General features: G+C 72.7%; 13 protein-coding genes. 9 read left to right on the forward strand and 4 right to left on the reverse strand.

Annotated features, from left to right (window positions below; all coding sequences use genetic code 11):
- Positions 1 to 5: 5 nt before the first annotated feature.
- Positions 6 to 1328 carry a D-arabinono-1,4-lactone oxidase gene (locus ACGFZP_RS34870; protein ID WP_392940602.1) on the reverse strand — a complete coding sequence of 441 codons (1323 nt, stop codon included), beginning with the start codon at positions 1326 to 1328 and terminating at the stop codon, positions 6 to 8.
- Positions 1329 to 1474: 146 nt separating this feature from the next.
- The gene (locus ACGFZP_RS34875; protein ID WP_392940604.1) at positions 1475 to 2731 is read right to left on the reverse strand and encodes an MFS transporter; all 1257 of its coding nucleotides are present in this window, start codon (positions 2729 to 2731) and stop codon (positions 1475 to 1477) included.
- Positions 2732 to 2860: 129 nt separating this feature from the next.
- Here ACGFZP_RS34875 and ACGFZP_RS34880 point away from each other — a divergent pair, with 129 nt between their 5' ends.
- On the forward strand, positions 2861 to 4018 hold the full coding sequence (locus ACGFZP_RS34880; RefSeq protein ID WP_392940606.1) for a ferrochelatase: 1158 nt from the start codon (positions 2861 to 2863) through the stop codon (positions 4016 to 4018).
- A 26-nt stretch (positions 4019 to 4044) separates the two neighbouring features.
- Positions 4045 to 4854, forward strand: coding sequence for an inositol monophosphatase family protein (locus ACGFZP_RS34885; RefSeq protein WP_392940608.1), 810 nt, complete (start codon positions 4045 to 4047; stop codon positions 4852 to 4854).
- A gap of 162 nt (positions 4855 to 5016) precedes the next feature.
- Here the strand turns inward: ACGFZP_RS34885 and ACGFZP_RS34890 are convergent, their stop codons facing one another.
- Complete coding sequence (locus ACGFZP_RS34890; protein WP_030301315.1) at positions 5017 to 5202, reverse strand: hypothetical protein; 186 nt, start codon at positions 5200 to 5202, stop codon at positions 5017 to 5019.
- Between the two features lie 440 nt (positions 5203 to 5642).
- Here ACGFZP_RS34890 and ACGFZP_RS34895 point away from each other — a divergent pair, with 440 nt between their 5' ends.
- The 4 genes from ACGFZP_RS34895 (at position 5643) to ACGFZP_RS34910 (ending at position 9720) form a co-directional block, all read left to right on the forward strand.
- A complete protein-coding gene (locus tag ACGFZP_RS34895; RefSeq protein WP_387951587.1) occupies positions 5643 to 6296 on the forward strand; it encodes a response regulator transcription factor in 654 nt (217 codons plus the stop codon).
- 84 nt (positions 6297 to 6380) lie between these two features.
- Positions 6381 to 7709 carry a sensor histidine kinase gene (locus ACGFZP_RS34900; protein ID WP_392940610.1) on the forward strand — a complete coding sequence of 443 codons (1329 nt, stop codon included), beginning with the start codon at positions 6381 to 6383 and terminating at the stop codon, positions 7707 to 7709.
- Between the two features lie 243 nt (positions 7710 to 7952).
- On the forward strand, positions 7953 to 8936 hold the full coding sequence (locus ACGFZP_RS34905; RefSeq protein ID WP_392940612.1) for an acyl-ACP desaturase: 984 nt from the start codon (positions 7953 to 7955) through the stop codon (positions 8934 to 8936).
- A 484-nt stretch (positions 8937 to 9420) separates the two neighbouring features.
- A complete protein-coding gene (locus ACGFZP_RS34910; protein ID WP_073924890.1) occupies positions 9421 to 9720 on the forward strand; it encodes a DUF4193 domain-containing protein in 300 nt (99 codons plus the stop codon).
- 370 nt (positions 9721 to 10090) lie between these two features.
- Here ACGFZP_RS34910 and ACGFZP_RS34915 read toward each other — a convergent pair whose 3' ends face one another.
- On the reverse strand, positions 10091 to 10540 hold the full coding sequence (locus ACGFZP_RS34915) for a DUF3093 domain-containing protein (RefSeq protein WP_392940615.1): 450 nt from the start codon (positions 10538 to 10540) through the stop codon (positions 10091 to 10093).
- Positions 10541 to 10730: 190 nt separating this feature from the next.
- On the opposite strand from ACGFZP_RS34915, the gene ACGFZP_RS34920 reads away from it, so the two are divergent.
- The 3 genes from ACGFZP_RS34920 (at position 10731) to ACGFZP_RS34930 (ending at position 12640) form a co-directional block, all read left to right on the forward strand.
- Positions 10731 to 11303, forward strand: a complete 573-nt coding sequence (locus ACGFZP_RS34920; protein WP_392940638.1) for a PaaI family thioesterase — start codon at positions 10731 to 10733, stop codon at positions 11301 to 11303.
- Positions 11300 to 11767 (forward strand): dUTP diphosphatase, encoded by a 468-nt coding sequence (dut, locus tag ACGFZP_RS34925; RefSeq protein ID WP_387951595.1) that lies wholly within the window; start codon positions 11300 to 11302, stop codon positions 11765 to 11767. Before ACGFZP_RS34920 ends, dut begins: the two co-directional genes overlap by 4 nt.
- 69 nt (positions 11768 to 11836) lie before the next feature.
- Positions 11837 to 12640, forward strand: a complete 804-nt coding sequence (locus ACGFZP_RS34930) for a DUF3710 domain-containing protein (RefSeq protein WP_392940617.1) — start codon at positions 11837 to 11839, stop codon at positions 12638 to 12640.
- Positions 12641 to 12783: the final 143 nt, after the last annotated feature.

Genomic DNA, 12783 nt, shown 5'->3' on the forward strand with positions numbered 1-12783 from the left:
GGGGCTCAGGCGCCCAGCACCCGGCGGAGGTAGTCGTTGCCGAACACCCGGCCGGGGTCGAGCTCGTCGCGCAGGGCTGTGAACTCGGCGAAGCGCGGGTAGACCTCGGCGAGGTACCCGGCGTCGCGGGTGTGCAGCTTGCCCCAGTGGGGGCGGCCGCGGTGCGCGGTCATCAGCTTCTCCACCTCGGTGAAGTAGCCCTGCTCGGCGGTGCCCCGGTAGAGGTGGACGGCGATGTACGCGGTGTCGCGGCCCTGGGCGGTGGAGAGCCAGAGGTCGTCGGCGGGGGCGAACCGCACCTCGACGGGGAAGCTGATCCGCCAGTCGGAGCGCTCGATCATCGCCCTGAGCTCGCGCAGCACCTCGGCGACGGCCTCGCGCGGTACGGCGTACTCCATCTCGACGAAGCGGACCTTGCGCGGGCTGGTGAACACCTTGTACGCGGTGTCGGTGAAGGTGCGCTCGGACCAGGCGCGGCTGGCGAAGGAGGCGATCGAGGGCACCGTGGCGGGGAACCGGCGGCCGATCCGGCAGGCCCCCTCCCAGACGGTGTTCGAGAGGAAGTCGTCCTCCAGCCACTCCTTGAACCGGGGCAGCGGGGCGGCCGGCCCCTGGCTTCGGTTGTTGCGCTTGGTGGAGCAGCGGTCGGTGTGCGGGAACCAGTAGAACTCGAAGTGCTCGTTGACGGCGGTGAGGTCGTCGAGCCGGCCGAGCACCTCGTCGAAGCGCATCGGCTGCTCGTGGGCGGTGAGCAGGAAGACCGGTTCGACGGCGAGGGTGAGTGCGGTGATCACGCCGAGCGAGCCGAGGCCGAGCCGGGCGCCCTGGAACAGCCGGGGGTTCTCGGTGGCCGAGCAGCGCTGCACGCTGCCGTCGGCGAGGACGATCTCCAGTGCGCGGATCTGGGCGGCGAGCGAGCCGGAGTCGCGGCCGGTGCCGTGGGTGCCGGTGCTGGTGGCGCCCGCGACGGTCTGCACCTCGATGTCGCCCATGTTGGCGAGCGAGAGGCCGGCCGCGGCGAGCACCCGGTTGAGCCGGGCCAGCGGGAGACCGGCCTCCACGGTGATGGTGCCCGCCGCGCGGTCGATCTCGCGGACGGCGGTCATCGCGTACGGGCGGACCAGGACGCCGTCCCCCGGTGCGGCGATCGAGGTGAAGGAGTGGCCGGAGCCGACCGCCTTGACGGTCCGGCCCTGGTCGGCGGCGCGCAGGATCTCCTTGGCCAGCTCCTCCGCGGTGCCAGGGGTGACCACCTTGGCCGGGTGGGCGCTCTGGTTGCCGGCCCAGTTGGTCCAGCGGGTGCGGGGTGCGGTACTGGCCTGGGGCATGCGGTGCCTCCTGCTCCGTGGCCGAACGTGTCGGCGCGCTCCGGGGCGGCCGCGGCCGCCGAGGTGTCCCCCCGGCGACCCGGCAGGACCCCCGCTGGAACTCCTACCCGCGGGTAGACCCGCGAGTAGGCAGGAGAGTAGTCAGTTCACCGTTCGAGGTCTACGGTCTGCGCGGAGTCCTGCCCGGCCTCGGCGGAGGACAGGCCGGCCCGCAGGCGGCCCAGCCCGACCAGGGCGGTGAGTACACCGAACGCCCCGGCGGTCACCGGGACCCAGTATCCGGCGGGGGCGCCGGCCGCGTCCACGACCCAGCCGCCGGCCGAGGAGCCGACCGCGACGCCGAGGGCGAGCCCGGTCGTCGTCCAGGTCATGCCCTCGGTCAGCTGGGAGGCCGGGACGAGCCGCTCGACCAGGGCCATCGCGGTGATCAGGGTGGGGGAGATGGCGATGCCGGCGACCAGCAGGGCGGCGCCGACCGCGATCAGCCCGCCGACCCCGCCCACGGACTCGGCGGCCAGCAGCAGCGGCGCCATGCTGAGCGCCATGAACAGGACCCCGCCGAAGAAGCGGCCGGCCATCGAGCCCTTGAGCTTGAGCGTTCCGAACACCACGCCGGCCAGGCAGGAGCCGAGCGCCCAGAGGGCGAGGACCACGCTGGCGACGGGCTTGTGGCCCTGGGCGTCCGCGTAGGCGACGGTGACGACCTCGACCGAGCCGAAGATCGCACCGGTGGCGACGAAGGTCAGGATCAGCACCTGCAGGCCGCGGTTGAGGATCACCGAGCTGCCGGCGTGCCGCGCGGCCGGGTGGACCGGCGGCTCGGTGGAGCGCTGCCCGGCGAACAGCAGCACGCCCACCGTGAGGAAGAGCCCGGCGAGCAGCACGCCGGCCTCCGGGAAGACGGCGGTGGCCAGCCCGATGGAGAGGATCGGGCCGACGATGAAGCAGATCTCGTCGACCACGGCCTCGAAGGAGTACGCGGTGTGCAGCTTGGGCGCGTCGTCCCGGTAGAGGTGCGCCCAGCGGGCCCGGACCATCGCGCCGGTGCTGGGCATCACGCCCATGCCGGCCGCGAAGAGGAACAGCGTCCAGTCCGGTGCCTTCAGCCTGGCGCAGAGCAGCAGCCCGACCGCGGCGACGACGGTGACCGCGGTGGCGGGCAGGACGATCCGGCGCTGTCCGTGGCGGTCCACCAGTCGGGAGACCTGCGGACCCAGCACCGCGGCGGACACCGCCAGCGTCGCCGAGACCAGGCCCGCCACCCCGTACGAGCCTCTCAGCTGGGAGAGCATGGTCACGATGCCGATGCCGGTCATGGAGATCGGCAACCGGGACACGAATCCGGTCGAGGAGAAGGCCAGACTGCCGGGGGCGGCGAATATCTGGCGGTAGCTGGACAGCACGGGAGCTCCGTCGGGAGTAAGGAACGAGGCTGGCCAACACAGCTTACGTACCTTGGCAAACGGTATTTTCCGGACACCAGGCGCGGCCCCGCCCACGCCGTCCGGGCCCTCAATGGCAGGATCGGTCCCATGTCCGACGTGCGCAATCCCTCACCCTCCGGCGCCGGTTCCGCTGCGACCAGGCCCTACGACGCCCTGCTCCTGCTCTCCTTCGGCGGGCCCGAGGCCCCGGAGGACGTCGTCCCGTTCCTGGAGAACGTGACCAGGGGCCGGGGCATCCCGAAGGAGCGGCTGAAGGAGGTCGGCAAGCACTACTTCCTGTTCGGCGGGGTCAGCCCGATCAACGAGCAGAACCGGGAGCTGCTGGCCGGGCTGCGCAAGGACCTCGCCGAGCACGGCCTCGACCTGCCGGTCTACTGGGGCAACCGCAACTGGGCGCCCTACCTGGTCGACACCCTGCGCGAGATCGCCACCGACGGGCACCGCCGGATCGCCGTCCTCGCCACCAGCGCCTACGCCGGGTACTCCGGCTGCCGCCAGTACCGGGAGAACCTCGCCGACGCGCTCGCCGTGCTCGCCGAGGAGGGGCTGCCCGAGCTGCGGGTGGACAAGCTGCGGCACTTCCACAACCACCCCGGCTTCGTCGAGCCGATGATCGACGCCACCATGGCGGCCCTGGCCGCCCTGCCCGCCGAGGTCCGGGACGGCGCCCGGCTGGCCTTCACCACCCACTCCATCCCGGAGGCCATGGCCGAGAGCTCCGGGGCGCCCGACGACCCGGCCCGCGGGCGGCCCGGCGGGGCGTACGTCGCCCAGCACCTCGACGTCGCCCAGCTGATCGCCGCCGCCGTCGCCGAGCGCACCGGGGTCGCCGACCGCCGGTGCGAGCTGGTCTTCCAGAGCCGCAGCGGGGCCCCGCACATCCCGTGGCTGGAACCCGACATCTGCGACCACCTGGAGGCCCAGCACGCCGACGGCGCCCCGGCCGTGGTGATGGTCCCGATCGGCTTCGTCTCCGACCACATGGAGGTGAAGTACGACCTGGACACCGAGGCCGTCGCCAAGGCCGCCGAACTCGGCCTGCCGGTCGGCCGGGCCGCCACCGTCGGCGCCGACCCCCGCTTCACCGCCGCCGTCCGCGAACTCGTCCTGGAGCGGGCCGCCGCCGAGCGCGGCGAGGAGCCCGCCCGCTGCGCCCTCGGCCGGCTCGGCGCCGGCCACGACGTCTGCGCGGTGGCCTGCTGCCCCAACCCGCGCGCCCCGCGCCCGGCCGCAGCCGAGCGCTGACCCCTTACCGAATTCCGGAGGACCCCGTGCCCAGCGTGCCCAGCCCCGAACTGCTCGACGAACTGCTCGACGTCGCCCTGGACGCCGCCCGGCAGGCGGGCGCCCTGCTGCGCGACGGCCGCCCCGCCGACCTGGGCGTGGCCGACACCAAGAGCAGCCCGGTCGACGTGGTCACCGAGATGGACCTCGCCTCCGAGAAGCTCGTGCTGGAGCTGATCTCCCGCCGCCGGCCGCAGGACGGCTACCTCGGCGAGGAGGGGGCCGAGCGCCCCGGCACCAGCGGGGTCCGCTGGGTCGTCGACCCGCTCGACGGAACCGTCAACTACCTCTACGGACTGCCCTCCTGGGCCGTCAGCGTGGCCGCCGAACTGGACGGGCGCGTAGTCGTCGGGGTGGTGTACGCCCCGGTGCGCGGCGAGCTGTTCCACGCGGTCACCGGTCGCGGCGCCCACCTGGACGGCCGGCCGGTCTCCGCCCGCCCGGCCCCGCCGTGGGGCCAGGCGCTGATCGGCACCGGCTTCGGCTACGTGCAGTCGGTGCGGGTCCGGCAGGCCGAGGTGCTGCTCGCGCTGATGTCCGAGGTGCGTGACGTCCGGCGCGGCGGGGCCGCCGCCGTGGACCTCTGCGACGTCGCCGCCGGGCGCCTGGACGGCTACTACGAGCGCGGCCTCGCCCCCTGGGACCGGGCGGCCGGCTGCCTGATCGCCGCCGAGGCGGGCGCCCTGGTCGGCGGTCGCCCCGGGCACGGCCCGGACGGCGAACTGACCGTCGCCGCCGCCCCCGGCGTCTACCAGCCGCTCCAGGACCGCCTGGCGGAACTGCGCGCCTGGGCCTGACGCGGTCTGACCGGGCTCCGCCGTCCCGACCCCCGCCGCACCGTCCGGGCGGGGTCGGGACAGCGAAGAGCCCTGGCATGCGGGAGATGCCAGGGCTTGGGGTTTCGCACGGCCCCCACAGGGCCGCTGGTGCCGGAGGACCGGCGTCGGGTCGGTGGGCGGTCAGGCAGCAGTGCGGTGGCGCTCCAGCACCGTGTCCACGCCGTGTTCGGCGGCGAGCCGGCGGAGATCGTCCAGCTCGGACTGTTCCACCTCGGCCAGGAACTCGTCCCCGGCCTCGATCGCGCGGTGCAGGTCCTGCTCGGCGTTGGCTATGCGCTGCAGGATTCCGGCGGTGAAGGCGTCCATGCGGGCCCCCTTACTGTGTCGGACGTGCACGTTCGTGCGTCCCCCGCCCCGGGTGCGGTGGTCAGCGGAAGCGTCCGAGCCGGTAGGTGGAGATCTCCGGTCGGGCGCGGAGACGGCCCTTGGCCGCTCCCGGTGACGCCCCAGCCCCAGGGCCGGCGCGGATGAACGCACGGCGGGTGGGTGCGATCGGCCGATGGCCAGATCGCGGGTGTGCAGCTGTCCTCCCCGCCCCCGTGTCGGGGAAACCTCCCCGGGCGAGAAAGTTGCCTGTGTCACAGTCCAAGCGGACTGATTCCGGCACGAACCGCGGGCGGGACCTCACGCGCACCCGTGCCTCCGGGGCAGCTTATCGCTGCTTTACCGCAGGACCAGGCAGGATGGAGGCACCGATGGAGCCGCGCGTCCGCTTCCGGGGCCGGCCTGGAGAAGGGACAACGACCGTGCGGGTTCTCGTCGTCGAGGACGAGCAGCTGCTCGCCGAGGCTGTCGCCACCGGCCTGCGCCGCGAGGCGATGGCCGTCGACGTGGTGTACGACGGGGAGGCCGCGCTCCAGCGCATCGCGGTCAACGACTACGACGTGGTCGTCCTGGACCGCGACCTTCCACTGGTCCACGGCGACGACGTCTGCCGCAGCGTGGTCGACCAGGGCCTGGCGACCCGGGTGATCATGCTGACCGCCTCCGGCGACATCAGCGACCGGGTCGAGGGCCTGGAGATCGGCGCGGACGACTACCTTCCGAAGCCGTTCGCCTTCAGCGAACTCGTCGCCCGGGTAAGGGCGCTGGGCCGCCGGGCGACCGTCCCGCTGCCGCCCGTCCTGGAACGCGCGGGCATCTCGGTCGACCCCGGCCGCCGCGAGGTGATCCGCGACGGCCGGACCGTCCAGCTGGCCCCCAAGGAGTTCGCCGTCCTGGAGGTGCTGATGCGGGCCGGCGGCGCCGTCGTCTCCGCCGAGCAGCTGCTGGAGAAGGCCTGGGACGAGCACACCGACCCGTTCACCAACGTCGTGCGCGTCACCGTGATGACGCTGCGCCGCAAGCTCGGCGACCCGCCGGTGATCGTCACCGTCCCGGGTTCCGGCTACCGGATCTGACCGGAGCCCCCACAGCCGAATGCCGGATCCGCCGGATCCGACCATGCCGCGCCCGCCCCCGGCGGACGCCCCGAGAGGACAACCATGACCACCCCGCCCCCGGCCGGCGGGGCCTCCGGCGCGCCCGCCGGCGGCCCGCGCGCCGTGCCGCCCCGGCCCGTCCCGCCCGCGTCCGTCCCGCCCCGGCCCGCGCACCCGCCGCGTGCCCCCAGGCTGGACCAGTCCCCGGGCGAGGGCTACGTCCCCGGCGACGGCATGCTCGCCTGGCTGCCGTTCCGCCCGACCATCCGGATCCGGCTCACCCTGCTCTACGGCGGGATGTTCCTGATGGCGGGCGTGGTCCTGCTGCTGCTGATGTACTTCTTCGTCCGGCAGGCCCTGCACGACGTCCAGCCGCCGCCGTTCAGATTCGACGGCGACATCTACGTCAACCGCGTGCCGATGACCTCGGACCAGTTCAACCAGCTCATCGCCAAGAGCCACGGCCTCGAGTCCAACGCGGCCCTCAACACCCTGCTGCGCAAGTCCCTCACCGTACTGGTCTGCCTCGCCGTGATCGCCTTCGCGGCCGGCTACGCGATGGCCGGCCGGGTGCTGCGCCCGCTCGGCCGGATCACCCGCACCGCCCGCGAGGTGGCCAGCTCCGACCTGCACCGGCGGATCGAGCTGGACGGCCCGGACGACGAGCTCAAGGAGCTCGCCGACACCTTCGACGACATGCTGGACCGGCTGGACCGCTCCTTCGACTCCCAGCGCCGCTTCGTCGCCAACGCCTCGCACGAGCTGCGCACGCCGCTGGCGATCAACCGCACCCTGCTGGAGGTCCAGCTCGCCGACCCCGGGGCCTCGCCCGACCTCCAGCAGCTCGGCAAGACCCTGCTGGCGACCAACGAGCGCAGCGAACAGCTGGTGGAGGGCCTGCTGCTGCTCGCCCGCAGCGACAACGAGCTGACCGACCGCCGCGCGGTCGAGCTCTCCGAGGTGGCCGCCCGCGCGCTGGAGCAGACCCGGGCCGAGGCCGGCAAGCGGGAGGTCGAGCTGCGCACCGAGCTGAACCCGGTCGCGGTCTCCGGGAACGGGATCCTGCTGGAGCGGATCGCGCTCAACCTGCTGCAGAACGCCGTGCGCTACAACGCGGCGGACGGCTGGGTCGAGATCACCACCGCCCGGGTGCCCGGCGGCGGCGAGCTGGTGGTCTCCAACACCGGCCCGGTGGTGCCCGGCTACGAGCTGGAGCACATCTTCGAGCCGTTCCGCCGGGTGAAGGGCGCCGACCGCACCCGCAGCGACAAGGGCGTCGGTCTCGGCCTCTCCATCGTCCGCTCGGTCGTCCGGGCGCACGGAGGGGTCATCGAGGCCACCCCGCGCCCCGGAGGCGGCCTCACCATGCGCGTCCGAATTCCGGGCGCCTGACCGGCCCTCCGGGCCCGTACACACCCCACCACGCCCTTCCGGGCGCTCCGCGCTCCGTGCGCCGACCATCCCCAGCCGCCCCCGCCAAGCCTGTCAAGAGGACATAAGGCCTGGCGGGGGCGGCTTGTCTTTTCCGGTCCAGTAAACTTACGGTGTCGTAACCTACGCAACCGTAAGTGCGTCCCTGACGTGCCCGCCCAGCGCGCCCGTCCCCGCGCGTGCCGTCCACCAGGAGCAAGACTCGTGACCATCGCCCCCGTGCAGCGCACCGCCTCGCTCGGCTCGAGCACCTGGACCGACACGCGGCTGATCATGGCCCTCGAAGAGGTGGTCGAGCAGGAGCTCAACCGCCACCTGAAGGTCGCCAAGGACTGGATGCCCCACGAGTTCGTGCCGTGGAGCCAGGGCCGCGACTTCGACGGCGTCCTCGGCGGCGAGGCCTGGTCGCTGGAGCAGTCCCAGGTGACCCCGCTCGGCCGGGTGGCACTCGTCGTCAACCTGCTGACCGAGGACAACCTCCCCAGCTACCACCACGAGATCGCCACCATGTTCGGCCGCGAGGGCGCCTGGGGCACCTGGGTGCACCGCTGGACCGCCGAGGAGGGCCGGCACGGAATAGCCATTCGCGACTTCCTGCTCGCCACCCGGGCCGTCGACCCGAACGAGCTCGAGCGGGCGCGGATGAGCCACATGTCGGAGGGCTTCGAGTCCGACAACGCGCACAGCATGCTGCACTCGGTCGCGTACGTGGCCTTCCAGGAGCTCGCGACCCGCATCTCGCACCGGAACACCGGCCACTTCGCCGGCGACCCGCTCTGCGACCAGCTGCTGGCGAAGATCGCCAACGACGAGAACCTGCACATGGTCTTCTACCGGAACCTGCTCAAGGCCGCCCTGGAGATCGCCCCGGACCAGGCCATGCGGGCCGTCTCGGACGTGGTGACCCAGTTCCGGATGCCCGGCCACGGGATCCCCGGCTTCGAGCGGGCCGCCGCCCAGATCGCCATCGGCGGCGTCTACAACCTGCGCATCCACCACGACGACGTGCTGCAGCCGGTGCTGCGCCACCTCAAGGTGATGGAGATCGGCGGCCTCGGCCCGGAGGGCCTGCAGGCCCAGCAGGAGCTCGGCGTCTTCCTCGACGGGCTGGATGCCATGGCGACCAAGTTCGACGAGCGCCAGGCCGCCCTGCTGGCCCGCCGGGCCGCTCGCGAGGCCGCCAAGTAGGCGACCGGTGGGCCCGCGCGCGGGGCCGTTCCGGTTGGGTGGATTTTCCGCGATTTGCCCCGGAAATTTCAGAACGTGACCAAGGTCACACCGCGTGGCTCCGCGGGTTGGTATGATCTCGGAGCGTGATCATGATTCCGGAGCCCCCGGTTGCCGTCCGTGATCGGATCGGCGGCCGGGGGCGTCTGGGTGGATTGGCGAGTCCCCCTGGTGGGCAGGGGAATGGGCAGACGGCCGCAGGGCGTTCGATCACTGTGAGTGTCCGCCGACGGGGCTCGGCCGGAGGTCGGCGATGGCCCAGCGTGAGGCCCTCCGAGCCCGATTCGATCACCCCAACGGACCCCTGGCTGAGTGTCGATTGAGTAACAGGGCTTGAAGTAAGGCAAAATCTCCGCCTCGGGTCGGGCACAAGACCGACCCCCCATGCGTTACGTGCGCTGGAGATACCGCACACACCGCACAACCCGGAGGGGGAGAGCGAAAAATGGCAACGGACTACGACACCCCGCGCAAGACCGATGACGACCTCAACGAGGACAGCATCGAGGAACTGAAGGCTCGGCGGAACGAGAAGAGCACCAGCTCGGTGGACGTCGACGAGTTCGAGGCTGCAGAGGGCCTCGAACTCCCCGGCGCCGACCTCTCGAACGAGGAGCTCTCCGTCCGGGTGCTGCCGCGCCAGGCCGACGAGTTCACCTGCATGAGCTGCTTCCTCGTGCACCACCGCAGCCAGCTGTACAGCGAGAAGAACGGCAACCCGATCTGCCGGGACTGCGGCGCCTGAGCACCTGGGCGGCCATGGTCCGGGTCTCGCGGTCTCCGCGGGCCCGGCACACCGCCCCTTCCGGCCCCGGGCAGCGGGGCCGGACGGCAGTTTCGGCGGACGCCGAGGCGGACGCACCGGCAGTACGTGGTCACGCGGGACCAGCGCAGCACGCAGTGCCGCGCCGGGCAGTAGGCAGTACGCAACACGCAGTACGGAGTGTCTGGGACGGTCCCGCGAAGGCGGAGCCGTCCCTCTCCGTTTTCCGGCCCCGTACGCCTGTACTGGGCCGTGCAGGGGCCTGGACCGGGCTTCCGGGGCCCGGCCCAGGCCCCTGGGGCCACCGGGGCCACCGGGGTGGACGAGGGGGAGCAGGGGGAAGCGGGCCGGGTCAGGTCCGGGCGCTGCGGCGGGCCTCGTCCAGCGCCTCGGCCAGCCTCATCGGCGACCGGGTCGAGAGGTAGAGGTACGGCGTCGGGTCGGCCGGGTCGCTGACCTCGACCCGCAGCGCGGTCGGGACGTAGCTGCGCAGCAGCATGAAGGCGCGCGGATCGGACTTCGGCCCGCGCCAGGCCACGGCCTCGGCCGGGCTCAGCGGGTGCGCGGGGCCGAGGGCGTCGACCGGGATCCGGGCCGTGCCGGCCACCAGGGAACCCTGCACCACCCGGATCCGCGCGGAGCCGTAACTGCTGATCGCGGCGGCGCCGGCGGCGATGCCGACCACCAGCCCGACCAGCGCGCCCACCGCGCTGATACGCAGCAGGATCAACGCGAGCGTGAGCCCGATCGCGACCGGGAGCAACCACCAGGAGCGCGGCACGGTGAGGCGTTCGTCGTACATGCCCCCATTGTGGTGGCCGCAACGCCCGACGCGGGACCGCACCCCCGCGGGCCGGGCGGCTACCGATCGGTAGGGTGCTCCCGTGACCGGTTCCATAGCCTCTCCGTCCGTGCCGTCGGCCGCGCAGCCGCCGGTTCCGCAGGCCTCCGCCCCGCAGACGCCCGCCGCCGTGCAGGAGGCCGCCGTCCGGCTGTCGCCGACCTCCCCGCCGCCGGACGCCGTGCTGCCGCCCCGCGCCCCGGAGGCCCCGGCCCCGGGCACCCGGCTCGGCTCGCACTACGAGCACTGCTTCGGCTGCGGCCCGCAGCACCCCGGCGGCCTGCGGATCGACGCGGTGGCCGGTGAAGGACTCGACGTCACCGCCGAGTTCACCGTCGCCCCGGACCACCAGGGCGGCCCCGGCCTGGCCCACGGCGGCCTGCTGACCACCGCGATGGACGAGACCCTCGGCACGCTCAACTGGCTGCTGCACGCCCCCGCCGTCACCGGCCGGCTGGAGACGGACTTCCTCTGCCCGGTGCCGGTCGGCTCGGTCCTGCACCTGAGCGCCCGGGTCACCGGCGTGCACGGCCGCAAGATCTACAGCGCCGGCGAGGCGCGGATCGGCGGACCGGACGGACCGGTGGCGGTGCGCGCTCAGGCACTGTTCATCCAGGTGAAGCTGGAACACTTCACCAAGCACGGTCGTCCGGAGGACATCGACAGGGTCCTGGACGACCCCGACCTGATGAAGCGCGCCCGAGCCTTTGAGGTGAACCCTTGAGCACCACCCCCCGTCCGCCGGTGGACGTCCTGATCAGGCGAATCGACGCCGAGCTGCCGCTGCCCGAGTACGCGCAGCCCGGTGACGCGGGAGCCGACCTGCGGACCACCGTCGATGCCGAACTGGCCCCCGGCGAGCGGGCCGTGCTGCCCACCGGCGTGGCCATCGCGCTGCCGGACGGCTACGCGGCCTTCGTCCACCCCCGGTCCGGGCTCGCAGCTCGTTGCGGAGTTGCTCTGGTGAACGCCCCAGGGACGGTCGATGCCGGGTACCGTGGAGAGATCAAGGTGATCGTCGTCAACTTGGACCCGCGCGAAGCCGTCAGCTTCCGCAGAGGGGACCGGATCGCCCAGCTGGTCATCCAGCAGGTCGAGAAGGCCCGCTTCCACGAGGTGGCCGAACTTCCCGGGTCGGCACGCGCCGAGGGCGGGTTCGGGTCGACCGGTGGCCACGCCGCGGTCTAGGCTGCCCGCGGCCTCGTAGGAAGCCGAGCAGGTATTCGCATCGGTCTTGGACCGGGAAGGACAGTGACCGTGTTCCGTCGTCGCCAGAAGAGCGAGGACGCTGTCGAGCAGCTCGCCGACGACGCCATCAGCGCCGACGAGACGGCCGATGACGTCGAAGGTTCCGCCGAGAGCGAGAACGTGACCGAGCTGGACCCGACGGACCGGGTCGGTCTGCCGCCGGCCCCGCGTCCGGACGGCCCGTGGGACTTCTCCGAGCTGGAGAACCCGGAGGAGGGCCGCGTCGACCTCGGGGGCCTGCTGGTTCCCGGCGTCGAGGGTATGGAGCTGCGCGTCGAGGTGGCCGGCGACTCGATCGTGGCCGCGACTCTCGTCCTCGGTAACAGCGCCATCCAGCTCCAGGCCTTCGCCGCACCGAAGTCCGAGGGCATCTGGGGCGAGGTCCGCGAGGAGATCGCCACCGGCATCACCTCACAGGGCGGCGTCGTCGAGGAGGAGGAGGGCCCGCTCGGCTGGCACCTCCGCGCCCAGGTCCCCGTCCAGCTCCCGGACGGCACGCAGGGTGTCCAGCTGGTCCGCTTCGTCGGTTGCGACGGGCCGCGCTGGTTCCTGCGCGGTGTGATCTCGGGCCAGGCCGCCGTGCAGCCCGAGATGGCCGGAATTCTGGAGCAGGTCTTCCAGCAGACGGTCGTCGTGCGCGGTGAGATCCCGATGGCGCCTCGCGACCCGATCGTGCTGAAGCTCCCCGAGGACGCGCAGATGGTCGCCGATGGTGGCGGGGCAGCCGCCGCTGCCGGCGAGGGCGACGGTCGCTTCGGCACCACCGCGCTCGACCCCTTCGCCCGCGGCCCGGAGATCACCGAGGTCCGCTGAGCACCCTGATCGCCCCTGATCGCCCCTGCCCGGAACGCCGGGCGGGGGCGATTTGCTTGTGACGGTCCCGTCCCCGTACAGTTCCGGAGTCGCACCGAGAGGGGCGGCGGAAAGCAAGTCCGATGAATGAAACTCCGGAAAAC

This window comes from Kitasatospora sp. NPDC048239 (genome assembly GCF_043202015.1).
Classification (GTDB): Bacteria; Actinomycetota; Actinomycetes; order Streptomycetales; family Streptomycetaceae; genus Kitasatospora.

Coding starts and splice junctions, on each gene's coding strand:
- ACGFZP_RS34915 (WP_392940615.1), bottom strand. CDS start 10,540: ATGTACGACGAACGCCTCACCGTGCCGCGCTCCTGGTGGTTGCTCCCG.
- ACGFZP_RS34870 (WP_392940602.1), bottom strand. CDS start 1,328: ATGCCCCAGGCCAGTACCGCACCCCGCACCCGCTGGACCAACTGGGCC.
- ACGFZP_RS34910 (WP_073924890.1), top strand. CDS start 9,421: ATGGCAACGGACTACGACACCCCGCGCAAGACCGATGACGACCTCAAC.
- ACGFZP_RS34890 (WP_030301315.1), bottom strand. CDS start 5,202: ATGGACGCCTTCACCGCCGGAATCCTGCAGCGCATAGCCAACGCCGAG.
- ACGFZP_RS34880 (WP_392940606.1), top strand. CDS start 2,861: ATGTCCGACGTGCGCAATCCCTCACCCTCCGGCGCCGGTTCCGCTGCG.
- ACGFZP_RS34900 (WP_392940610.1), top strand. CDS start 6,381: ATGACCACCCCGCCCCCGGCCGGCGGGGCCTCCGGCGCGCCCGCCGGC.